Below are 22,902 nucleotides of genomic sequence, written 5' to 3'. Positions count from 1 at the left end.
GCGAAAACCTTATATTTATTAGAAATGGAAACCAACAACAATCAAACACACTTAATATTTATTGGCTTTATACTACGAATTGGTTAGAGAATATCCGAAAAGTTAGCCCTCCATAAAGAAGGGCTGCTTTTTATGAATTGAGTAGCTGAAGAATTTCTTTCGTTCGCGCTTCCATCAGCGGTATATCGCCGCGTGATTCCACATTCAGGCGCACCACCGGTTCGGTGTTTGACGAGCGCAGGTTGAAACGCCAGTTGGCGAACGACATGCTGAGACCGTCCGTGCGGTCCACTGCCTGCGCCTCTTCCGCGAAGTGCGCTTCCACCCGCGCCATGGCCGCCGCCGGCTCCGCCAGCCTGCTGTTGATTTCCCCGCTCGCCGGGAACGCCGCCATCCGGTCGCGGACCAGCTCACCCAGCGACTGCCCCTTCAGGCACACCAGCTCCGCCACCAGCAGCCACGGGATCATCCCGCTGTCGCAGTAGGCAAAATCACGAAAATAGTGATGCGCGCTCATTTCCCCGCCATAAATGGCATCCTCCGTACGCATCCGCTCCTTGATAAAGGCGTGCCCGGTTTTTGACATCACCGGCGTCCCGCCCGCCGCCGTCACCACTGCCTCGGTGTTCCAGGTCAGGCGCGGGTCGTGGATAATCTTCGCCCCCGGGTGTTTTTCCAGAAATGCTTCCGCCAGCAGCCCGACGATGTAGTACCCCTCGATAAACTGCCCTTTCTCATCGAACAGGAAGCAGCGGTCGAAGTCGCCGTCAAAGGCGATACCCATGTCCGCCCCGTGTTCAATAACGGCCTTGCGGGTGTCGTCGCGACACTCCGGCAGCAACGGGTTGGGAATGCCGTTCGGGAAGGTGCCGTCCGGGGTGTTGTGGATTTTGATGAACTCCACCGGCGCGCCCAGCGCCTTCAGGCGCGCTTCGATGGCGTCAATGACCGGCCCCGCCGCCCCATTGCCGGCGTTAAACACCAGCTTCAGCGGGGTGAGATTGTTAACACTGATATAGCCGAGCAGGTGGCCGATGTAGGCGTCGCGCAGGCTGATTTGTCTGTAGCTGCCGCGCGCGGCCTCGTTCACCGGCGGGAAGTCGCCCGCTTCCGCCAGACGCTGAACGTCGCGCAGACCGGTGTCGCCGCTTATCGGGCGGGCGCCCTCGCGCACCAGCTTCATACCGTTGTAGTCCATCGGATTATGGCTGGCGGTCACTTCAATACCGCCGTCCACGCCGAGGTGGAAGGTGGCGAAGTAAATCTCTTCGGTGCCGGACATACCGATATCCAGCACGTCGACGCCCGCGTCCTGTAACCCTTTCGCCAGCGCCAGCTTCAGCGCCTCGCTGGTCAGGCGCACGTCGCCGCCCAGCACGATGGTTTTCGGTTTTAAATATTCGCCGTAAGCGCGGCCAATCCGCCACGCGATATCTTCATTGAGCTCTTCGCCCAGCCTGCCGCGAATGTCGTAGGCCTTAAAACAAGTTAAATTATTCATTATTACGTTATTCCTTAATTACGACCATACTTATCTGAAAAACGAACAATATCATCCTCCCCTAAATATGCGCCGGATCTTACTTCAATAAGTTCAAGTGCAATTTTCCCTGGGTTTTCAAGGCAGTGCTTAACACCGACAGGAATATATACGGATTCATTTTCAGTTAAAATTTTCACTTCACCTTTTATGGTTATTTTTGCGGTACCTGCAACGATAATCCAGTGTTCCGCGCGATGATAATGTTGCTGCTCTGAAATTCCTTCTCCGGGTTTTACAGTGATTCTCTTTACCTGATAACGCTCACCGAAATCGATTGAATCGTATTTACCCCATGGTCTATAAACTTCCCGATGAGTTATATGCTCATGACGATTTTCTAATTTAATTTTCTCAACAATTTTCTTAACATCTTGAACACAGTTTGTGTTTGCAACTAAAACGGCATCTTTCGTTTGCACGACTATAAGATCTTTGACACCAACAGCGGTTACCAAACCCGTTTCTGCATGGAGATAGCAATTATCTGCATTGTGGCTTAATACATCGCCTTTAGTCACATTACCATTACTATCTTTATCACTTATCTCCCAAAGAGAAGACCACGAACCGACATCACTCCAACCCGCATTTAAAGGTACGACAACCGCGTCATTCGTCTTTTCCATCACTGCATAATCAATTGATTCATCCGGGCAAGCGCAAAATGAATCTTCATCCACTCGAATGAAATCGAGATCCGTAACAGCAGATTCCATCGCTAATGAGCAAGCTTTATAAATATCAGGGCGAAATTTTTTTAACTCTTCAATATATCGATCTGCCCTAAATAAAAACATACCGCTGTTCCAGTAATACTCACCAGAATCAAGATAACTCTGAGCCGTTTCTAGATTGGGTTTTTCGACAAATTCAGCCACCCTAAACGCCAAAGAACAATCATTTTCTGCAGAGAAAAGAGCTTGCCCACGCCGTATATAACCATAACCTGTCTCTGGCATGGTAGGTACAATACCAAACGTAACTAATTTTCCTGCTTCGGCATATTTTCTAGCGTCTTGTATAGTCTTACAAAACGTTTCTTCGTCCTTAATTATATGGTCAGCAGCCAATACTAACAGTAAAGCGTTTTTCTTAAGGCATTTTAAAGCTGCCAAGGCTACTGCAGGGGCCGTGTTACGTCCAACAGGTTCTAAAATTATATCGCCAGATGATTTAGATAATTCTTTAAGCTGTTCTGCAACAATAAACCTGTGCTGCTCATTACAAATAACAATAGGATCTGAAGCATTCAAATTATTAATTCGCGTAATTGTGGTCTGAAGCATACTTTGAGAGCCATCTAAACATAAAAACTGTTTAGGATATAACGTTCGAGAAAGTGGCCATAACCGACTTCCATTTCCCCCAGCCATAATTATTGGTGTAATCATTTTCCTGTTAACCTCTCAATATTTTTCACCAAAACTGATAAACGCGTTGACCAATTAAATTTCTCCGCAACAAAATTTCGCGCATTCTTAGCAATCATTTGATATACAGAATTTTCACTCAAAGTTTCTAACGACTTCAAGTACTCATCACTATTATCAGCAATTAATATCTCTTCACCAATATTTGCTTCTATACCCTCATAACCCATTCGGGATGTGATAGTTGGAAGTCCAAGAGCCATATATTCTAATATTTTATTTTGTACACCTGCACCAAACCGAACTGGGCAAATTCCGATATGTCCTATTTTAGCCGCATCAGCCATATTTGTAACGCTGCCACTCACCACAACATTTTCAAAACCTTGTAAATATAGTTTATCACTTTTGTTTATTTTACCTAAAATGTGGAAAATATATTTCTTACCGTTATTATTTTTATTTATTGATGGTAGAATATTTTTTACGAACCATTTCACTCCGTCAAAATTTTGGAATGAACACAAGTTCCCAATAAAAATAAGATTAATTATATTGGTATTTTCAATGACTCTCTTTGTAAAAGGATAATCCTCAAGATCAACTCCATTATTACAAACCAAAATGTTATCATTCCTATTCCCAAAAAGGAATTTTTTGTCAACCTCTGATATTAACGATATGAGTGAATAGCGGCCATAAACTTCTTTTTCATATTTTAATAATCGCTCTTGTTCGATAGAGTAAATGATGCTTTTTAAAGAATTTTTCGGAGCTTCTTTTTTTATACGCGAATAATTTAAGGAAATTGCATCAGTCATTTCAAGAATATGCAAGCCAGGCTTATTTAAAGTGTAATCACCAACACGAATGAGATGAGAAAGAGTCAAATCATAATTCCCAATTATCTCATTAAGTTTATTTTCAAATTCAGTATTTTTATAATAAGCTATCTGAAGTGGTTTTCTACCAGGTAATGCTTTTAATACATTAAAATAACTTTTTATTTTAGGATGATAGATCCGGAAAATTTTATCAAAGACGTGATCATTTTTTACTATAAAATTTAAGTCTTCGATACTATCGCATAGACTTAGCAAATCTAATGTGTAGTATTTAGACAATTCCTTACAAATGCGATATATCCTTAACCTATCCCCTCCTACCACTGGATACGGAAATCGTGGGGTGAGGATGAGTATTTTACTTTTTTCCATATAAAAACTCGAGTTGGGATTTAAAAATTTCATGTTCTATCAATTGTCCATGGATATCTTTATACTTGCTAGCTAACACAGCTTTATATTGGATGTGAAAGTCATTTTGATTAGTATAAAGATATACATTTTCATCTTTTTGTTCCATAAAGGCTGATATTTGTGTACATAAAATCTTTTTATGGGACAACTTAGCCTCTGCTACAGCTCTTCCATAACCCTCATATTTCGAATGTGCCCAAATAAAGGTAGAGTTACAATAAAGACTTACAACATCATCAAGATCCAGGAAAGGAATAACTTCAATTTCACTTTGGACTCTATGGTCATCAATTATTTTTTTTACCCTCTCTATGGCATTTCCACAGCCTAATATTTTAAGCGGCAATCGTTCATCCTTGCTAATAGATGAATATAATTTCAAAGCACCATCGAGATCTTTATTATCACCCACCCCTGTTACCAATAATATATATTCAAGATCAAGAATCGTATTTTTTTTCGCAATTTCCTCGAAACGAAAAAATGTGTTTGGGAAATAATAGCCTTTACAATTTTTAAAGAGTTCAATGCTATCTATAACACGCTTAGTTGTTTTTGATATATATATATAATCGGCTTTTAATTGTGATGCTTTGAGCATACAATATGACACATATTTCGCGGATAAAGAATGGTTCTTTTTTCTTAAGCTTATTAGATCATGAATAATAACCACTGATTTACCCAAGTACGCGTCTATAATTGATGTACTATTATATGGATAGATATTAAATTTTGACTTTAATATAAGTCCAATAAGCGGAGTAAGTATTTGTTCATAGAATATGAATAAAAAATTATGTATAAAAGCAGGTAAAGGGTATAGGACTTTTGGACAAGTTAATTCACAGACTTGCATAGAGTCCTTTTTCATTTGAAGAACTAACTCTTCAGTATAAATCGGTATTCCTCTTTTTAAAACACCACTAAAATAATTATTTATTACTATCATTGTTTATTAGTCCTATATACAGTTGAGCGATCGACTGCCAATTTCTTTTTTCAGAGTACTCATAGGCACTATCATTAATTTTGGCAAAGCTATCTGTATTATTTATATAATATAAAACCTTACTCAAAAGATCATTTTTATCGTTCCCTAATACGGCAATATTTTCAAATTCAGACGAAAACTGCCCCCTTAGGGAAAATACTAATACTCGATTAATCATCGCAGCAAGGGCAGTACCTCTCCGTTCTGAGATGCCATCGGGATATGGTAATATAGCCATGTCAGTTTCAGCTAGCAGATTTGATATTTCGGCTGCTGATTTATTTAAAAGTAACTCGCACTTTTGTTCTGTACACTGTTCTATAATTAAATTGGCATAACTATTGTCAGCACCAGGAACATAACCAATCAAGGCAGAGCGGAATTTAATATTTTTCTTATTAAGTTCTTTAATAATCCAGATAAATTCTTCTATTCCCTTTCCTTTGGAAATTATACCAAAATGAACAAGATCAAATTTTTTTTCTTTCTTTTGGCAAGAAGGTATGTTAGATGCGATAGGAATTAGTCTTGTTTTTGCAGAATTAAATAATGTTTTTTCACCTATATTCTTCTCATACTGAGTTGTAAAGATTATATAATCAGCAAGCTTAAAAATTTTTAGGAAATATTGAGCTCTCTTTGATAAACTACTAAATTCGTGTAGCGTTATCGATGTTTTTAAGCCAACTAACTTAGCTAAGATAAATGCAACATGAGGTTTAAAAGCCGCAATTTTGTTTGTCGAAAATCCAATCGATGGATATTGAATATTAATAAGTTTGATAATTTTTCTATTAGAAACTATTTTATAGATTAATTCGAATAAGGATAGTTTGACAACGTTAACTGTATAATTCTTTTTAATTTCTTGGTTTAGATTATAAACATAATCACCTACTCCACATTTATCATCTGGATACGAACCCGTATATATTAATAACATTAGTAAATACCTTGACGCTGAATTTCTGAAAATACCGATATGTAAGGATAGAAAAGTTCAGGATAAGACCCTAGTATAGAGTAAACTTGATAGCCAAAATAAAAAATCACTATAAAAATCAGAGCAGGAATCCGTGTAAAAATTCCTACACGCACTAATACTGCAGGAATCAACAATATTTCGACTATAGTAAAATATATACTAATTACTGAGAACATGGCTGAGATCGGAGATAAAAATAAATATATGATAGTTCCAAATAAATATGTTTTTACCAAAAATAAATTTGCCTTATTATTTTTTATATCAAAAGATAATGTGTAAATAAAAATAGCAGAAATTACCACCCTTTTTAAAATTCCAGATATACTTATGGAACCATATTCTTGTGCATTTTGAGTATAAACAGTGAGTTTATAGCGAACAATTTCGACAGGAATTAGACTAATAACGGAAGAAATTATATCTGATAAATAATGTGACAAAGGCAATGATAGAATGGCACCAAGCACAAGTAATATTTTATATAAGTTTAAAGATAACTTATTGATTAAAAAAACAGATAAGGTAACTAAAGACGAGATATGAAATGTCGACGCACATAGAATAAGAATAAGCGATTGCACCTTTTTATTACTTTTATATTGGATTAAAGCGAAAAAAGATAACCCAATTGCAATAATTCTTCTTTCGGCCCCAAAAAAAGACCCCAGATAATAATAACTATAAAAAACACAAACAGACAGAATAGTTAATGATATATTTTTTTGTGTTTTCAGGCATCCCCAGAATATTAACGCGATAGGAATAATTGATGTAGTGAATAGAAACAATGTATAATTATCTGTCAAATATCTTATTAATTTGACGTATAATACATACCCGATTTCAAAGTCATGTCGATTCCCTGGACTCATGAAATCATCGTAATAGGGGAGCCAATCAGTACCAGTCTGCCAACGTAAAGAACAAAACGAGACAAGAAATAAAAAACTTAGCATCAAGGCGTAAATTTTTATATTTTTATTCTTAACAAATGAAAAGAACGGAAAAATTACAATAAAAATATAATATATCATGCTAAGTCTCTCAAATAAAAAATTATTCTTATTGTTTTCTAAAAATAATCTTTATAAATACGATATTATAATTATTCAGGACACGCTACCGCCCCTGGCTCATCAGCTACCAGTGCACTGCGTACATATCGACTTGTTACAGACCTCGCCCGGCAGGGCAAAGCTCACTAAAACTTAAACGCTAATTGTCTTATTAATTGCATCCGGAAACAAGGATTAATCTTATAAAATCAGCATTAAAATGCTCCAGATAACCCCTTGTTACTTAAGCCCTTTATACAAAACTAAAACGGCAGTCAACATTCGTTTCAGCCAACTTGCCGCTTCGAATGTTCACTGCCGTTATTATGTTTATCACCAACCATTTATCACGGTTGTTAATACTTATTCATGCAAAAGCTGCTCTATGCTCTTACGGAACTTGGCTCCTTCTTTCAGGTTGCGCAGCCCGTACTTCACAAATGCCTGCATGTAGCCCATTTTTTTACCGCAGTCATAGCTGTCACCCGTCATTAGCATCGCGTCAACCGACTGTTTTTTCGCCAGTTCTGCAATGGCATCGGTGAGCTGGATACGGCCCCAGGCGCCCGGTTCGGTTCTTTCCAGTTCCGCCCAGATGTCGACTGAAAGCACATAACGGCCTACCGCCATCAAATCGGAATCCAGCGTCTGCGGCTGATCCGGTTTTTCGATAAACTCCACAATCCGGCTGACTTTGCCTTCATTATCCAGAGGTTCTTTCGTCTGGATAACGGAATACTCCGATAAATCACCTTTCATGCGCTTCGCCAGCACCTGGCTGCGACCCGTTTCATTGAAACGCGCCACCATCGCCGCAAGGTTATAGCGCAGCGGATCGGCGGTAGCATCATCAATAATAATATCCGGGAGTACCACAATGAAAGGGTTATCGCCCACGACCGGACGCGCGCACAGAATAGAGTGCCCCAGCCCTAACGGCTGCGCCTGGCGAACGTTCATAATCGTCACGCCCGGTGGGCAGATAGATTGCACTTCCGCCAAAAGCTGGCGCTTAACGCGCTGCTCAAGAAGTGATTCAAGTTCATAAGAGGTGTCGAAGTGGTTCTCAACGGCGTTTTTAGACGCGTGAGTCACCAGCACGATTTCTTTGATCCCTGCAGCCACAATCTCATCGACAATGTACTGAATCATTGGCTTGTCGACGATCGGTAGCATCTCTTTTGGGATTGCCTTGGTGGCAGGCAACATATGCATACCCAAACCCGCTACCGGTATAACTGCTTTCAAATTCATCATTGTTTCTTCCACCTGTAAAATGGTTGCTGAATTATAGCTCTTTAGCTTGTTTTCGCCAGCATGAATTACTCTGCTGCCAGGGATAATGATGGCACGCTCTACATTACGTCTTAGTCGGCACCATGACATTAAGTATGAACAACTTTTTCCCAGGAATTTTCGTAAAAATAGCGGTACTTACCCTCCCCGCTTCGGCAGCGAAAAATTCACTGCTTCGACATTCACGGTTTGGTGATTAATCCTGTCGATATCCACGGAACTCTGCCCGTTTTCATTGATGGCATGAACATTAGCGAGGGAAAGCAGCGTGTCCTGGCGGGCCATAAATTGACCACGGACATCTTTACGCAAATCGAAATGCATTTTTAACGCCGGGCCAATCGCTGAAGTTTGCATCACGTTGATATTACGCAAAAAGAGGTGCTGCGGTTGATTATGCAGTTCCAGCGTAGCACGCGTCATCCGTACATTGGTGATGGCAACAAATGAGGGGGCGTTACCGGATGAAATTTGAATGCCGCGTAATTTATAAGCAACCTGGCGATTATCCAACCGAATAGCGTTTAATTTAAAGTTTTGCGGAATTGACAGGTATTTTCCTTTAACGACGCCATAGCCGATGAGCATCCCGGCACTATTCGTCATATCAATATTATCAATGACGAAATTATCACAGCCATAAATTGCGATCGTTGCGTTATCAATACCCGCATTTTTACTGAAATCGGGCGTGATGTTTTTGGCTTTGACATTGCGAATGACGAAATGTTTGCCATTTTCTACGTGCACAAGCTGTCGGCAATCAGATCCGGTAATATTGGCCACCACAAAGTTTTTTACTGCCTGGTCTTCAGGATAACTGTTGTCATAGGTGCTACCCGCCAGCCCGATGCCGATCCCCCAGTTGATTTTGCCATTGGTACAATCAATGCGTTCGATGACATGATCGGAAATCAGGATATCGCGGTCGTGAATCGCGACATTCCACTCAATGGCGTCCCCCTGTAAATCGCTAAAGCGGCTATGCGTAATCCTCGCGCCGTCCATTTGGTTATGAAATCCCTGGCGGAGAATGGCGTAGTTGGCGTGGGTAACGGTGATGTCATCGATAATGAGATTACGCATCACCTGCGGTTCCTTACCACCGATGAAAATTTGCGCGACGGGGCCAAAGCCGCTCATCGCCACGCCTTTAATCACACAGTCCGACCCGCGAACATCCAGCGTCACATTGTGCAGACTGCCGCCCTGCTCCCCCACCACCTGACACCCGTCCTGCAAAATAAACCGTCCCCGGCCATTCCCACGCACCGCGCCCTGTACCCGCAGCGTTTTTCCCGCCGGAATCGTTATCGCCGCATTGATATTTTCACATACCCATCCTGGCGGTACGACCACGGTCTGTCCGTCGGCGAAGGCCTGTTTGAACGAGGCGATACCGTCATCCGCCGGATAATCCTTAATATCGATGGTCTGGCGAGGTTCACGCGCCTGTACCGGCAAGGCGCGCAGAAAAGGAAGAACAGCAAGCGCGGAACCTGCCGTCAGGAGAGTACGTCGGGAGAATTTAGTCGCGGGCATACCACCTCGTTTATATCGTTTGTAGCAGGCTGGCTAACTGGCGATTAATCGCCTGCTGATTAAAATCTTGCGCCACTTTTTCACGGGCGCGCGTGATCACCGACTCCAGCGTGTCGTGGTCAATCCGGCTGAACTCAGCGAGTCGGGCCGCCAGCGCCTGCGCATCGTTTTCCGGCACCAGCCAGCCGGATTTGCCGGCCTCCACCAGTTCCGGAATACCGCTATGCACGGTAGATACCACGGGAATCCCTACCGCCATTGCCTCCATCAGCGCCACCGGAATACCTTCCATATCGCCATCCGTACCGGTAATCGACGGCAGCAAAAAAACATCGGCGTCATCCAGCATCGCCTTCACTTCATGGCTCGGTTTAAACCCCGACATCTCAATGACATCCTCTAGCTGATACTGCTCGATGAGCGTGCGCAGCCGACGTTCCCACGGGCCAATCCCCAGAATGCGGTAGCGAAACGCCACGCCCTGTGCTTTCAGTTGCCGACAGGCTTCAATCGCCACATGCAGGCCTTTTTTTTCTGTCAGGCGCGCGACGGAAATCATCTCCAGCGGCATCCCTGGCGCTTTCACCGGACGATGGGAAAAACGCGTCATGTCGACGCCCATGCGCGAAACGGCAATCTTTTCCGGCGGACAGCCCATACTTTTCAGGCGACCGGCCCACAGTTCGCTGATGGGCAGCATCAGATCGCCACGACGAAACAACTGCTGATACTCCGGCGTGTAATGACTGAGCACTTCGCGGCTGGAAATATCAATCCCGTGGAAAATAGTCGCGATTTTGCCGCGAAGCACGCCCAGTTCGCGTAGTTTGGCCGCCGTCACGCCCGCCGGACCAAAGTGTGCGATGAACACATCCGCCCCAAAAGGCTGGCTCACCTGCGCGCAAATCGCGGAAAGGATCAAATTGCGTGATTCATCGCCATAGCGGGTAAAATTGAGCGCTTTCCAGGTCGCCGCCCGATGCAGCCCCGGCAGCGTTTTACATGCCCGGTAGCGCAGTTTCGCCAGCCGTCCCTGGGGCTCATCCTGTAACCAGCGGGTTTTCGCCGCCAGGCCATACTTCTCCCAGGCGGCGTGAGTATGTTGGGTATCGCCTTTTTGTAACGCGACAATCTCCACCTCATGGCCCATATCAATAAACGCAGTAATTTGATTCAGCACAAAGGTTTCCGATGAGAGTGGAAATTTCAGCAGAAAAAAGCTGACTTTCATTGTTCCTCCCGAATTCTGTCGAGAACGGATTTGATCATCGTGAACCCTTTCGCCCGCTCCTCGGTAACGGCGTTAGCCACTTTTGCCTTTAGCGCAGGCAATTGATTGAGCGTATCGGCCACCACGCTTTGTAATGAACCGTTCAGCAAGTGACGGATATCGATAGCCAATTCCGCCAGGCCTAGCTGCTGCATAATCCCGGCGGATTTATGTTCATAATTAATGGCGATAGCGGGCGTGCCAAAATTCATGGAGATAATGGCGGAATGCAGGCGCGTCCCGATGGTCAGTACGCAGGATGCGAGGATCTTTCCGATTTCCACGTCATTGAGTTCGTCCATCGCGATATGGAAATGCTCTGAGTCGTTTACATACTTCGCCATCCGTAACGCAACCATCCGGTCATCGCGGTTATAGCGATCGATACTGGTGCAGGTTGACAGCGCCAGTACCTGATAACCGTCCGCAATCAGGCGATTCACGACCTGGGCAAATGCCTGCTCATAGGCCTGCTGAGTGGTGCCCAGGCGTCTATCAAACGGCTCCAGATCGCGCAACGTAATCGCGACGGTTTTGCGGCGCGCGGTGACGTCCAGCCAGTGCTGCACAGCATAACTGGCGACAAACTCGTCGTGACGGCGTTCGACTAACCAGGCAGTATCCACCCCCAGCTCCACTTTCCGGGTATCGATCTGCGCGGCGGTCATCAGATCGCGGCTGACGGTTTCACGCAGGATCAGCGCACGGGTGCGCCCAAAAACATAATTGGCGAGCTGGTTAAAGTCAGGGTTCTGGAAAGGGCCGACGCTATGTCCCACCATATAAATTGGTTTGTTCGCCATAAACGCGCACAGCGGATATTCAAAGTGAGTCAAACCGTATAAGTCGACATAGTTTGAACCGCCCACCTGAATGACGGCGTCATACTGCGCAATAAATTGCGCGAATTCGGCAAATTCCGGCGCGATAGCAAAATTACGCAGCGATCCTTCCTGGGCGACTTTAGACAATAAAATTTTATGCTGAAAACGACGGCGTAATACTTTTTTCACCCGACCGTTAAGCCCTGCCGCCGCCTGCTGTTTCTGGCTTAACTGATACAGCGGGTCGGCAATAATCGGGCGCCCCTGCAACCAGGCGGAACTCACCGGGAAACGGCTCATCACATCCATCTCCGCCTCCGGCGCCTGTTGACGGATGGCATCAAGCAAACCGCGCATAATGGCGCTATCACCACGGTTGCCGCATGTGTGGTTGCCTAAAATTAATAATTTCATAAATAGCCTCTTATATCCCCGTCATCCGACACGTAATAACTTTTTCATTTTTGCACTGCCAACAAGCTGATTTTTAATTTCCATCACCAGCGCATTGCGTGAAAAAATAATCATCAAAATAAAACTCAAAATACCGACCATAACCTGTAGTGCGAATACCCCTGACAACGGTAAATAGCCGTCGGCCAGCTTTCCTGCGCCGTAGCTGGTAATAAATGTTGGCAATGAGAGATAAAACGGTAGCCACAGGCTGAGAATATACTGACGATAGCTGGAGCCGAGTACCGGCTTAATCATCACGAAATAGCTCAGAATGGTGTTGATGATTTGCACCACCAGGAACCCCAGCGTCACGCCAATCGCCCCCGCCAGATGGCCGCCAATGAGAATTGCCGGGATAAACAGAAACGTTTTAAAGACGTTGAACTTAAAGCTGATATCCACGCGCGCTTTCGCCATCAGCAGCGAACCAATCGGGTTGCCGACCGAGCGCAACAGCCCCACCACGCACAGCAATTGCAGGATCGGGATAATGCTGTTCCACTTCTCGCCAAACACTAACGGCACAAAATTGTTCGCCACTACCATCAGGCCCAACAGCGCGGGAAAATTGATAATTCCCACCACGGAAAGCAACTTATAGAAGTTGACGCGCAGCTTCTCGGTATCGTCCTGGATTTTGGCGAATGCCGGAAATAGCACGCGAGTAATGATGGGATTAAGCTTCGCCGGCGGCACAACCGCCACGTTGTACGCGAGGTTATATCCCCCGGCGACGCTTGCGCCGAGAATTCTCGCCAGTACCAGCGTCGATAAATTCGTGTTGATGTAATTGACGATACTGTCCGCCGTCAGCCACGCGCCAAAACGCAGGTTCGTGGACACCGATGCCAGCGAAAAATGCAGCCCCGGACGGTAAATCTTGCGGCCAAAGTAACCAAACAGCAGCGTTCGCACCGCGCTGTTCACCAGATAGCCGAGAATCGCGGTTAACGCCAGCGGCCAGTAATGGGCGCTAATCACCGTAAAGGTGAACCCCGCCAGCACGGAGGTCGTTTCGATCATGCCGATCTTATTGAACTCCAGCTCTTTTTGCATCAGCGCGCGGAACTGCTGCCCGTGAGGGATCACGATAAACGCCAGCGACAACGTTTTGATTAACGGCGCAAGATCCGGATTATGCAAAACATGGGCAATCGCATCGCTCAGCCAAAAGACCACCGCAAATACCACAATCCCAAGCCCAACGTTTAGCCAGTAAAGCGTGGTCAGCTCCAGATGCCCAATCGTTTTACGCTGGATAATCGAGTTCGCGATGCCAAAGTCCGAGATCGTGTCGGCCAGCGCGATAATCACCAGCGAGACGGTCAACAGGCCAAACTGGTGGTTGTCGATGATCCGCGCCAGCACCGTCATCTGAATTAACCCCAGACCGATAATCACTATCGTGGCGATAGCCGACCATTTAGCGCCGCTGATCGTTTTTTGTCGTAAACTCATTCTTTTCTCCAGAACCTGTTCACAAGGCGTCATTGGCGCAGCCAGATTGAGCACTGCCCTGGTGCAATATGGCAAGTAAAATAGCCTTGTGGGTCAGGTTCTTAATACGCCGCTTTATTAACAAACCCTTTAAAAATCGTCAGAAAAACGATTTTGATATCGAACCAAATACTCCATTCGCGGATGTATTCCAGGTCGAATTCCACGCGTTTTTCCATTTTCTCCAGCGTATCGGTCTCACCGCGCCAGCCATTAATTTGCGCCCAGCCGGTGATGCCCGGCTTCATCTTGTGGCGTAGCATGTAACCTTCAATCAACTGACGATACTGTTCGTTATGCGCCACCGCGTGCGGGCGAGGACCGACGATGGACATCCCGCCGGTTAATACGTTGATAAACTGCGGCAATTCATCCAGCGAGGTACGACGCAAAAAGTTACCTACCCGGGTGACGCGCGGATCGTTTTGCGTCGCCTGGGTAACGACCTTATCGTTCTCCATCACCTTCATTGAGCGGAACTTCCAGACTTTGATCGGCTTGCCGTCCATCCCGTAGCGCGTCTGACGGAAAATCACCGGCCCGGGCGAGCTCAATTTGACCGCCAGCGCAATGCAGCACAGTACCGGTGAGATGAGCAGCAGAATCAGCGACGCCAGCACGATATCTTCTGCCCGTTTAAGCAGACGGTTAATCCCTGACAGCGGCGTGTCATATAGCGGAACGACCGGAACGCCGCTCATCTCCTCCACGCGCGAGTGGAGAATATTAAAGGTGAACACATCGGGAATAAGGATCACCGAGCAGGTGGTGTCGGCCAGCTCGCGCACCAGTTTTTTCACCATGGCGCCGTCGCTCATTGACATGGCGATATAAACATTGTGAATTCGCGAGGCTTTCGCATCGTCAATTAACTGCTCGAAGTTCCCGGCCCAGTCAGCAGAGACGCCGCCCGGTTTAGGATCGTGATAGACGCCCACCACCTCAAAACCCAGCCACGGCTCATTACGGAAGCTATCCAGCAACGCCTGACCCGCAGGCAAATCTCCGGCGACGGCGACCCGGCGAGTGTTATAACCACGATTGCGTAGCCAGCCCGCGCCGAAACGAATAAATGAACGGCATAACACTAAGCCCAGGCTGGACAGCGCATACCAGGCCAGCCAGGTGGCGAGGCGGTTGTCAAAGTCATCATTAAACGCCACCAGACCGGCGCTGAAGATCAGGCTCAGCGTCCAGTTTTGCAGTAACAGCGTTAACTCTGTCGACATTTTGACGCCGCGCCAGGAGCGATAAAAATCGGTCATCCCGCCCAGCATTTGAAAAACAACCAGCGTAATCAGCGCCACCAACAGGTGCATGTACAGGAATGGCAGTCCACTGACTTCACAGATGAACCACAGCCCGCCAAACATGATGGTGATATCTGAAAAGCGTTGCACCATAGAGATTAACGATGCATTGGTTTTGGCTCGTTCGCGCTTTTTTAGATTTGTCATCGTTGTTCCTGTGATTGGCCCCTTACCCGCAGGCGGTAAGGGGAGATCTGACGTTACTGATTCAGCAGCGCCAGCAGAGTGCGTGTTCGCGCTTCCATCAGCGGTATATCGCCGCGTGATTCCACATTCAGGCGCACCACCGGTTCGGTGTTTGACGAGCGCAGGTTGAAACGCCAGTTGGCGAACGACATGCTGAGGCCGTCCGTGCGGTCCACCGCCTGCGCCTCTTCCGCGAAGTGCGCTTCCACCCGCGCGATGGCCGCCGCCGGCTCCGCCAGCCTGCTGTTGATTTCCCCGCTCGCCGGGAACGCCGCCATCCGGTCACGGACCAGTTCACCCAGCGACTGCCCCTTCAGGCACACCAGCTCCGCCACCAGCAGCCACGGGATCATCCCGCTGTCGCAGTAGGCAAAATCACGGAAATAGTGATGCGCGCTCATTTCCCCGCCATAAATGGCATCCTCCGTACGCATCCGCTCCTTGATAAAGGCGTGCCCGGTTTTTGACATCACCGGCGTCCCGCCCGCCGCCGTCACCACTGCCTCCGTGTTCCAGGTCAGGCGCGGGTCGTGGATAATCTTCGCCCCCGGGTGTTTTTCCAGAAACGCTTCCGCCAGCAGCCCGACGATGTAGTACCCCTCGATAAACTGCCCTTTCTCATCGAACAGGAAGCAGCGGTCGAAGTCGCCGTCAAAGGCGATGCCCATGTCCGCCCCGTGTTCAATAACGGCCTTGCGGGTGTCGTCGCGACACTCCGGCAGCAACGGGTTGGGAATGCCGTTCGGGAAGGTGCCGTCCGGGGTGTTGTGGATTTTGATGAACTCCACCGACGCGCCCAGCGCCTTCAGGCGCGCTTCGATGGCGTCAATGACCGGCCCCGCCGCGCCGTTGCCGGCGTTAAACACCAGCTTCAGCGGGGTGAGATTGTTAACACTGATATAGCCGAGCAGGTGGCCGATGTAGGCGTTGCGCAGGCTGATTTGTCTGTAGCTGCCGCGCGCGGCCTCGTTCACCGGCGGGAAGTCGCCCGCTTCTGCCAGACGCTGAACGTCGCGCAGACCGGTGTCGCCGCTTATCGGGCGGGCGCCCTCGCGCACCAGCTTCATACCGTTGTAGTCCATCGGATTATGGCTGGCGGTCACTTCAATACCGCCGTCCACGCCGAGGTGGAAGGTGGCGAAGTAAATCTCTTCGGTGCCGGACATACCGATATCCAGCACGTCGACGCCCGCGTCCTGTAACCCTTTCGCCAGCGCCAGCTTCAGCGCCTCGCTGGTCAGGCGCACGTCGCCGCCCAGCACGATGGTTTTCGGTTTTAAATATTCGCCGTAGGCGCGGCCAATCCGCCACGCGATATCTTCATTGAGCTCTTCGCCCAGCCTGCCGCGAATGTCGTAGGCCTTGAAACAGGTTAATTTTGTCATGTTCTTACCCTTCTTCAGGCAACAGTTAGCCCTGACCGTAAATGGCCAGCATCGTTATTGTTATTCATTGCCGGATGGCGCGTTGCGCTTACCGGGCATAATTGCAGGCGTCAGACCCGCCCGTAACGGTCCTCGAACCGCACCACGTCGTCCTCTTCGAGATACGAGCCGGAACGCACTTCAATTAAATCGAGCGGTATTTTTCCCGGATTTTCCAGGCAGTGGGTCGCCCCCAGCGGAATATAGATGGACTCGTTTTCACCGAGCAGCTTAGCCTCACCGTTGATGGTGACTCTGGCGGTCCCCGCCACCACCACCCAGTGCTCGGCACGGTGATGGTGCATCTGCACCGACAGTCCTTCCCCCGGCTTAACGGTAATGCGCTTCACCTGATAGCGCTCGCCCGCGTCGATGGAGTCGTATTTGCCCCACGGACGGTAAACCTCGCGGTGCATGTGGTGCTCATGGCGTCCGTCGGCCTTGATCTTCTCCACCACCTTTTTCACGTCCTGCACCGCGTGGCGATCGGCAATCAGCACGGCGTCTTTGGTCTGCACCACCACCAGATCCTTCACGCCGACGGTGGTCACCAGGCCGGATTCGGCGTAAACGTAGCTGTTTTCCGTTTTATGGCTGATGACGTCGCCGTGGTGGACATTTCCCTCCGGGGTGTGGGCGCTGATTTCCCACAGCGAGGACCACGAGCCGACATCGCTCCAGCCCGCGTCCATTGGCATCACCACCGCGTCCGCCGTCCGCTCCATCACCGCGTAGTCAATGGACTCTTCCGGACAGGCGAGGAAGGCCTCTTCATCCACGCGAATGAAGTCAAGATCCGGATCGACGCCGCGCATCGCCTGTTCACAGGCGGCCAGAATATCGGGGCGGAACTTTTTCAGCTCTTCCAGATAGCGTCCGGCGCGGAACAGAAACATGCCGCTGTTCCAGTAGTAATCGCCGCTGGCGACGTAGGCCTGGGCGGTTTCCAGCCCCGGCTTCTCAACGAACTGCGCCACCTCAAAAGCCATCGCATCCGTCGCGCCCGGCACGACATCACCACGCCGGATATAGCCATAGCCGGTTTCCGGCAGATCCGGCACGATACCGAAGGTCACCAGTTTGCCCGCGTCGGCATAGGGCATGGCGCCGCGCACCGCGTCGCGGAAGGCCTCTTCATTGGCGATCGCATGATCCGCCGCCAGTACCAGCATCAGCGGATCGCAGTCCGTATGCTGGCGCGTCGCCGCCAGCGCCGCCAACGCAATCGCCGGCGCGGTATTGCGCCCGGCGGGCTCAAGAATAATGTTCTCCGTCAGCTTATTGAGCTGGCGGAGCTGTTCGGCAACGATAAAACGGTGCTGTTCGTTGCAGATCACCACCGGGCTTTCGCACTCCACGCCGTTCAGACGGCAAATGGTGGTTTGCAGCATGGTGAGATCGCCTTTCAGGCACAAAAACTGTTTTGGATAAAGCACGCGAGAAAGCGGCCACAATCGGCTACCGGAGCCACCGGCCATCACAACCGGGTAAAGTTTTGTCTGACGCATTATCATCCCCGAATATCTGCAATAAATTGGCGTAGCACGTTCTCTTTATTGAGCGTGCGTTCGGCGTATTCACGTGCCGTCGTGTTGTTTTTCGGCATGGCGAGCGCCAGGCTAATCCCGTCGACCAGCGCGTCGGTCGACTCCGGCTCCACGCAAACGGCGATGCCCGGATAGCGCGCGCAAAGTTGTCCTAATTCGGTGTGCGGCTCAGCGGTAATCACCGCATTACCGCCGACCGCCAGAATGTTGGTCAGCTTGGAGGGCAGTACCGCATCCGCTGCGCCGCGCTTTTGCACCACCAGATGGCAGTCGCCCATTTTCAGCAGCGCGGGTAAGGCGTCGTAAGGCTGCAGCGGGAGGAATTTAATATTTGCCAGGCCGCGTTCGCGGGCCATGTTCTCCAGCCGCGCCTTGCCGCCCCCCTGGCCGACAATCGCAAAAATCAACGGTCGATCGCGTAATCGTTCCGCGGCGTCAATTACCTTTTCCAGCCCTTGTTTTTCGCCGATATTGCCGGAATAGAGCACAATTTTTTTGCCCTCTGGCAAGCCAAGCTGCTGACGCAAAGCCGTCACGTCAGCGTCATTAACGTCCTGAAAGCGCGCCACTTCCGACCAGTTCGGAAAAAAGAGGATTTTTTCCGCCGCGACGCCCTTTTCCCGCGCTTTATTCATCATGGAGCGAGAGATGGTCGAAACATTATCAACGTTACGCAGCGCGCTGCGTTCAAAGGCCGTCGCTAACCGCGCTACGCTGCCGCGCTTGCCTTTTCCCGCCATTCCTAAGCCGAGCATGGCGTCCACTTCGTAATCCTGAATATGCAGTACGGTACGCGCGCCGGAGAGTGTCGCCAGCAGGCGCATTCCCGGCGTACAAAAGAGCGTCGGTACAACGCCGATAATCCGATCCGGCTTCCAGCGACGCTGCGCCATCAGTGGGAAAAAACTGCTCAATGCAAAGCTCCCCAGATGAAGCAGTCGTTTTAAGGTGGAGGGCTGTTTCGGCACATACAGCGGGCAGCGCCAGACGGTAGCCTCGCCCTCTTCCCGGCGATAGCGCCAGGCGGAATAGCGCTCGCCGACCTTCCACTGCGGGTAGTACGGCGGCGCAGTAATGACCCGCACCTCATGGCCTTCCCGCGCCATCCACGCCACCATTTCGCCGGTATATTTGCCGATACCGGTCAGTTCCGGCGAATAGTTAATGCCATAGACCAGGATCTTCATAAGCCCACCGCCGGCGCGTCAGGAAGGAAGTAGGCCCGACTGTTCTCATGAACATTGTCGCTTGCCAGAAGCTGTTCCGGCGTCAGCCAGCGGTAACTGCCATGCTGCGCGTCAGGCAGGCGTAAATCGCTCTCCGCCACGCGCAGACGAAAGCCGAGCACGATGTAGTGAGTTGAAAAATCCTCACCGGAAAAGTTGTCGTCATAGAAGTGCTGCCAGACGCCATAAAACGTCCCTGCCGCCAGCGGCAGACGCACGCCCAGTTCCGCCTGCGTCAGGCGTGCAAAGGCGACCTCCAGCGTTTCGTCTTTGCACACCCGCCCCCCAGGCACAAACCAGTAGCCCTGCGCCGGACGGTTGAGACGCTGGCCCAGTAAAATTTCCCCCTGGCCGTTTTCCACAATGAAATCGAGGGAGATGAGGGGCGTGGCCCGCACCACGGCGGCGAAATCTTCCTGACGTAAAAACATTGTCACCCCCGGAACCGTTGCTGATTCTCAAGGAACCACTGGTAAGTACCGGCAAGCCCTGCCTCCAGTGAAATTTCGTGATACCAGCCAAGCTGATGCAGGCGCGTGACGTCGAGCAATTTACGCGGCGTGCCGTCCGGCTTCGCGGCGTCGAACACCACCCGGCCCTGGTAACCCACCACCTTTGCGATAGTCTGCGCCAGTTCGCGGATAGTGCAGTCCACGCCAGTGCCGACGTTAATGTGCGACAGCATCGGGGCGGTGTTCTCCTGCCACACTTCGCGCGCCAGCTCCATCACGTGAATGCTGGCCGCCGCCATATCGTCAACATGCAGAAATTCGCGCATCGGCGTGCCGCTGCCCCACACCACCACCTCCGGCGCATGGCTCTGCGCGGCCTCATGAAAGCGGCGCAGCAGCGCCGGGATCACATGTGAATTGTCCGGATGGAAATTGTCATGCGGGCCGTACAGGTTGGTTGGCATCACCGAACGGTAGTCGCGACCGTACTGCCGGTTGTAGGACTCGCACAGTTTAATCCCGGCGATCTTGGCGATGGCATACGGCTCGTTGGTCGGCTCCAGCGTCCCCTGCAGCAGCTCGCTTTCCGCCATCGGCTGCCTTGCCAGTTTCGGATAGATACAGGACGAACCGAGAAACAGCAGTTTGTTCACGTTGTGCAGGTGCGCGGCGTGAATAATGTTGCTCTCTATCATCATGTTTTCATAAATAAAATCCGCCGGATACGTGTTGTTGGCGACAATGCCGCCCACTTTCGCCGCCGCCAGATAAACCTGGTCGATACCCGCCCCGGCAAAGAACGCCTGTACCGCACGCCCGTCGAGCAGATCCAGCTCATCGCGGGTGCGCAGCACCAGCTCCACGTCGCCGCGCTGCGCAAGCTGCCGTACAATGGCGGAGCCCACCATCCCGCGATGGCCCGCCACAAAAATTCGTTGCTTATTCATTCTCAGGACTCCAGCGCGATGGCCACCTCGTAACCGTGAGATTTCAGCAGTGAGTGTTTTTTCGCGGCCTCCAGATCGTTCGCCACCATCTCGGAGACCATCTCCGACAGGGTGATTTCCGGTTTCCAGCCCAGTATCTCATGCGCTTTGGACGGGTCGCCCAGCAGGGTTTCCACTTCCGCCGGACGGAAATAACGCGGATCAACGGCCACAATCACATCCCCCGGTTTCACGCCCGGCGCATCGTGTCCGGTAACGGATACCACGATCCCTTTCTCATTAATGCCTTCGCCTTCAAAGCGCAGTTTTATCCCCAGTTGCGCCGCCGCCAGCTCCACAAACTGGCGTACGGAATACTGCACGCCGGTGGCAATCACGAAATCTTCCGGCTGCTCCTGCTGTAACATCATCCACTGCATCCGTACGTAATCTTTCGCATGGCCCCAGTCGCGCAGCGAGTCCATGTTGCCGAGATACAGGCAGGACTCCAGTCCCTGCGCAATATTGGCGATGGCGCGGGTGATCTTACGGGTGACGAAGGTTTCGCCGCGACGCGGGGACTCGTGGTTAAACAGAATGCCGTTACAGGCGTAAATACCGTAGGATTCACGGTAGTTGACGGTGATCCAGTAGGCGTACAGTTTCGCCACCGCATAGGGGGAACGCGGGTAGAACGGCGTGGTCTCTTTCTGCGGGATCTCCTGCACCAGCCCGTACAGTTCAGAGGTGGAGGCCTGGTAGAACCGCGTTTTCTTTTCAAGACCGAGGAAGCGGATCGCCTCCAGCAGGCGCAGCGTGCCCATCGCATCCACATCGGCGGTATATTCCGGCGACTCAAACGACACCGCCACATGGCTCATCGCGCCCAGGTTGTAGACCTCATCCGGCTGCACTTCCTGTAAAATGCGGGTCAGGTTGGAGGCGTCGGTCAGGTCGCCATAATGCAGATGAAATTTCGGGTTGCAGCTGTGCGGGTCCTGATAAATATGGTCCACGCGCTCGGTATTAAACGATGACGCGCGGCGCTTGATACCATGCACCTCATACCCTTTTTCCAGCAGAAATTCTGCCAGGTAAGACCCATCCTGTCCGGTTACGCCAGTAATGAGAGCGACTTTTGACATTTTCATTTCCTCAAATAGTCCCGTTAGGGAGTAACTTTCTGAACGCGCTGGCGCGTTACCACTGCGGGATTGCCCCGACAAATCGCATTTGCCGGTAATGATTTAAATACGCTGCTGCGCGCGCCGACGACGGTGCCATGACCTATCGTCACGCCGGGCGCGACAAAAACATCGGTCGCCAGCCAACATTTTTCGCCAATAACAATCGGCGCGGCGTTAATATCGAAATGGGCGCTGGTATAATCATGGCTACCGGTGCACAAATACCCTTTTTGTGAAATGACCGCATGTGCGCCAATATTAATTTCACCCAACGTATATAACACAGCGTCGTCGCCTACCCAGGCATAATCGCCAACGGTTAATTTCCACGGATAGGTAATTTTTACTGACGGTCGAATAACCACATTCTTTCCAATTTTGGCGCCAAACAGACGCAGCAAAAAGGCTCGCCAGCGATACAATATTTGCGGCGACCCGGCGAATAATGTCGCCTGTACCGCCCACCATAATTGTACTTTTAGCGCATTAGCGCCGCGGAACCCCTTCGGCACCGTAAAGCCGCTAAGATCCTGCATAATAACTCCCGGTG

19 protein-coding genes are annotated in these 22,902 nt (G+C 49.7%); all 19 read right to left on the bottom strand.

Annotated features, from left to right (window positions below; genetic code table 11):
- Nucleotides 1-130 precede the first annotated feature (130 nt).
- The 19 genes from cpsG (J4617_RS00810) to wcaF all read right to left on the bottom strand — a co-directional run bounded on the left by cpsG (J4617_RS00810) (nt 131) and on the right by wcaF (nt 22,888).
- The gene (cpsG, locus tag J4617_RS00810) at nt 131-1,501 is read right to left on the bottom strand and encodes a colanic acid biosynthesis phosphomannomutase CpsG (RefSeq protein WP_022544653.1); all 1,371 of its coding nucleotides are present in this window, start codon (nt 1,499-1,501) and stop codon (nt 131-133) included.
- Nucleotides 1,502-1,515: 14 nt separating this feature from the next.
- Nucleotides 1,516-2,934, bottom strand: coding sequence for a mannose-1-phosphate guanylyltransferase/mannose-6-phosphate isomerase (locus tag J4617_RS00805; RefSeq protein WP_000632420.1), 1,419 nt, complete (start codon nt 2,932-2,934; stop codon nt 1,516-1,518).
- Nucleotides 2,931-4,130, bottom strand: coding sequence for a glycosyltransferase (locus tag J4617_RS00800; RefSeq protein WP_000415708.1), 1,200 nt, complete (start codon nt 4,128-4,130; stop codon nt 2,931-2,933). Before J4617_RS00800 ends, J4617_RS00805 begins: the two co-directional genes overlap by 4 nt.
- Nucleotides 4,117-5,124: a glycosyltransferase gene (locus J4617_RS00795; RefSeq protein WP_023198580.1), complete on the bottom strand. Its 1,008-nt coding sequence runs from the start codon at nt 5,122-5,124 to the stop codon at nt 4,117-4,119. The genes J4617_RS00800 and J4617_RS00795 overlap by 14 nt, the downstream gene beginning before the upstream one ends.
- Nucleotides 5,108-6,109 (bottom strand): glycosyltransferase family 1 protein, encoded by a 1,002-nt coding sequence (locus tag J4617_RS00790; RefSeq protein WP_000924685.1) that lies wholly within the window; start codon nt 6,107-6,109, stop codon nt 5,108-5,110. The genes J4617_RS00795 and J4617_RS00790 overlap by 17 nt, the downstream gene beginning before the upstream one ends.
- Nucleotides 6,109-7,110: an EpsG family protein gene (locus tag J4617_RS00785; RefSeq protein WP_109177088.1), complete on the bottom strand. Its 1,002-nt coding sequence runs from the start codon at nt 7,108-7,110 to the stop codon at nt 6,109-6,111. The genes J4617_RS00790 and J4617_RS00785 overlap by 1 nt, the downstream gene beginning before the upstream one ends.
- 462 nt (nt 7,111-7,572) lie before the next feature.
- On the bottom strand, nt 7,573-8,466 hold the full coding sequence (gene galF / locus J4617_RS00780) for a GalU regulator GalF (protein WP_000981471.1): 894 nt from the start codon (nt 8,464-8,466) through the stop codon (nt 7,573-7,575).
- A 177-nt stretch (nt 8,467-8,643) separates the two neighbouring features.
- Nucleotides 8,644-10,047 carry a colanic acid biosynthesis protein WcaM gene (gene wcaM / locus J4617_RS00775; protein WP_017466181.1) on the bottom strand — a complete coding sequence of 468 codons (1,404 nt, stop codon included), beginning with the start codon at nt 10,045-10,047 and terminating at the stop codon, nt 8,644-8,646.
- Nucleotides 10,048-10,057: 10 nt separating this feature from the next.
- Nucleotides 10,058-11,278, bottom strand: coding sequence for a colanic acid biosynthesis glycosyltransferase WcaL (wcaL, locus tag J4617_RS00770; RefSeq protein WP_017466182.1), 1,221 nt, complete (start codon nt 11,276-11,278; stop codon nt 10,058-10,060).
- Nucleotides 11,275-12,555, bottom strand: a complete 1,281-nt coding sequence (wcaK, locus tag J4617_RS00765; RefSeq protein WP_017466183.1) for a colanic acid biosynthesis pyruvyl transferase WcaK — start codon at nt 12,553-12,555, stop codon at nt 11,275-11,277. The genes wcaL and wcaK overlap by 4 nt, the downstream gene beginning before the upstream one ends.
- A gap of 21 nt (nt 12,556-12,576) precedes the next feature.
- Nucleotides 12,577-14,055, bottom strand: coding sequence for a colanic acid undecaprenyl disphosphate flippase WzxC (gene wzxC / locus J4617_RS00760; protein WP_000058677.1), 1,479 nt, complete (start codon nt 14,053-14,055; stop codon nt 12,577-12,579).
- 101 nt (nt 14,056-14,156) lie between these two features.
- Complete coding sequence (gene wcaJ / locus J4617_RS00755; protein WP_000183163.1) at nt 14,157-15,551, bottom strand: undecaprenyl-phosphate glucose phosphotransferase; 1,395 nt, start codon at nt 15,549-15,551, stop codon at nt 14,157-14,159.
- A 53-nt stretch (nt 15,552-15,604) separates the two neighbouring features.
- Entirely contained in the window at nt 15,605-16,975 is a 1,371-nt protein-coding gene (gene cpsG / locus J4617_RS00750) for a colanic acid biosynthesis phosphomannomutase CpsG (RefSeq protein WP_022544655.1), read from the bottom strand.
- 110 nt (nt 16,976-17,085) lie between these two features.
- The gene (gene cpsB, locus J4617_RS00745) at nt 17,086-18,528 is read right to left on the bottom strand and encodes a mannose-1-phosphate guanyltransferase (RefSeq protein ID WP_208290667.1); all 1,443 of its coding nucleotides are present in this window, start codon (nt 18,526-18,528) and stop codon (nt 17,086-17,088) included.
- Nucleotides 18,525-19,748 (bottom strand): colanic acid biosynthesis fucosyltransferase WcaI, encoded by a 1,224-nt coding sequence (gene wcaI / locus J4617_RS00740; protein WP_023198570.1) that lies wholly within the window; start codon nt 19,746-19,748, stop codon nt 18,525-18,527. Before wcaI ends, cpsB begins: the two co-directional genes overlap by 4 nt.
- Nucleotides 19,745-20,218 carry a GDP-mannose mannosyl hydrolase gene (locus J4617_RS00735; protein WP_001521534.1) on the bottom strand — a complete coding sequence of 158 codons (474 nt, stop codon included), beginning with the start codon at nt 20,216-20,218 and terminating at the stop codon, nt 19,745-19,747. The genes wcaI and J4617_RS00735 overlap by 4 nt, the downstream gene beginning before the upstream one ends.
- 2 nt (nt 20,219-20,220) lie before the next feature.
- On the bottom strand, nt 20,221-21,186 hold the full coding sequence (locus tag J4617_RS00730) for a GDP-L-fucose synthase (RefSeq protein ID WP_001041701.1): 966 nt from the start codon (nt 21,184-21,186) through the stop codon (nt 20,221-20,223).
- A gap of 2 nt (nt 21,187-21,188) precedes the next feature.
- Nucleotides 21,189-22,310 carry a GDP-mannose 4,6-dehydratase gene (gene gmd, locus J4617_RS00725; protein WP_000048159.1) on the bottom strand — a complete coding sequence of 374 codons (1,122 nt, stop codon included), beginning with the start codon at nt 22,308-22,310 and terminating at the stop codon, nt 21,189-21,191.
- A 23-nt stretch (nt 22,311-22,333) separates the two neighbouring features.
- The gene (gene wcaF, locus J4617_RS00720) at nt 22,334-22,888 is read right to left on the bottom strand and encodes a colanic acid biosynthesis acetyltransferase WcaF (protein WP_001153603.1); all 555 of its coding nucleotides are present in this window, start codon (nt 22,886-22,888) and stop codon (nt 22,334-22,336) included.
- Nucleotides 22,889-22,902: the final 14 nt, after the last annotated feature.

It is taken from the genome of Salmonella sp. 32010601201800023SM (assembly GCF_017572235.1).
GTDB classification, from domain to species: Bacteria; Pseudomonadota; Gammaproteobacteria; order Enterobacterales; family Enterobacteriaceae; genus Salmonella; species Salmonella enterica.
The sequence above is the reverse complement of the archived record's forward strand: the minus strand, read 5'-3'. Positions and strand labels throughout refer to the sequence as shown.

Coding starts and splice junctions, on each gene's coding strand:
- cpsG (WP_022544653.1), bottom strand. CDS start 1,501: ATGAATAATTTAACTTGTTTTAAGGCCTACGACATTCGCGGCAGGCTG.
- J4617_RS00805 (WP_000632420.1), bottom strand. CDS start 2,934: ATGATTACACCAATAATTATGGCTGGGGGAAATGGAAGTCGGTTATGG.
- J4617_RS00800 (WP_000415708.1), bottom strand. CDS start 4,130: ATGGAAAAAAGTAAAATACTCATCCTCACCCCACGATTTCCGTATCCA.
- J4617_RS00795 (WP_023198580.1), bottom strand. CDS start 5,124: ATGATAGTAATAAATAATTATTTTAGTGGTGTTTTAAAAAGAGGAATA.
- J4617_RS00790 (WP_000924685.1), bottom strand. CDS start 6,109: ATGTTATTAATATATACGGGTTCGTATCCAGATGATAAATGTGGAGTA.
- J4617_RS00785 (WP_109177088.1), bottom strand. CDS start 7,110: ATGCTAAGTTTTTTATTTCTTGTCTCGTTTTGTTCTTTACGTTGGCAG.
- galF (WP_000981471.1), bottom strand. CDS start 8,466: ATGATGAATTTGAAAGCAGTTATACCGGTAGCGGGTTTGGGTATGCAT.
- wcaM (WP_017466181.1), bottom strand. CDS start 10,047: ATGCCCGCGACTAAATTCTCCCGACGTACTCTCCTGACGGCAGGTTCC.
- wcaL (WP_017466182.1), bottom strand. CDS start 11,278: ATGAAAGTCAGCTTTTTTCTGCTGAAATTTCCACTCTCATCGGAAACC.
- wcaK (WP_017466183.1), bottom strand. CDS start 12,555: ATGAAATTATTAATTTTAGGCAACCACACATGCGGCAACCGTGGTGAT.
- wzxC (WP_000058677.1), bottom strand. CDS start 14,055: ATGAGTTTACGACAAAAAACGATCAGCGGCGCTAAATGGTCGGCTATC.
- wcaJ (WP_000183163.1), bottom strand. CDS start 15,551: ATGACAAATCTAAAAAAGCGCGAACGAGCCAAAACCAATGCATCGTTA.
- cpsG (WP_022544655.1), bottom strand. CDS start 16,975: ATGACAAAATTAACCTGTTTCAAGGCCTACGACATTCGCGGCAGGCTG.
- cpsB (WP_208290667.1), bottom strand. CDS start 18,528: ATGATAATGCGTCAGACAAAACTTTACCCGGTTGTGATGGCCGGTGGC.
- wcaI (WP_023198570.1), bottom strand. CDS start 19,748: ATGAAGATCCTGGTCTATGGCATTAACTATTCGCCGGAACTGACCGGT.
- J4617_RS00735 (WP_001521534.1), bottom strand. CDS start 20,218: ATGTTTTTACGTCAGGAAGATTTCGCCGCCGTGGTGCGGGCCACGCCC.
- J4617_RS00730 (WP_001041701.1), bottom strand. CDS start 21,186: ATGAATAAGCAACGAATTTTTGTGGCGGGCCATCGCGGGATGGTGGGC.
- gmd (WP_000048159.1), bottom strand. CDS start 22,310: ATGTCAAAAGTCGCTCTCATTACTGGCGTAACCGGACAGGATGGGTCT.
- wcaF (WP_001153603.1), bottom strand. CDS start 22,888: ATGCAGGATCTTAGCGGCTTTACGGTGCCGAAGGGGTTCCGCGGCGCT.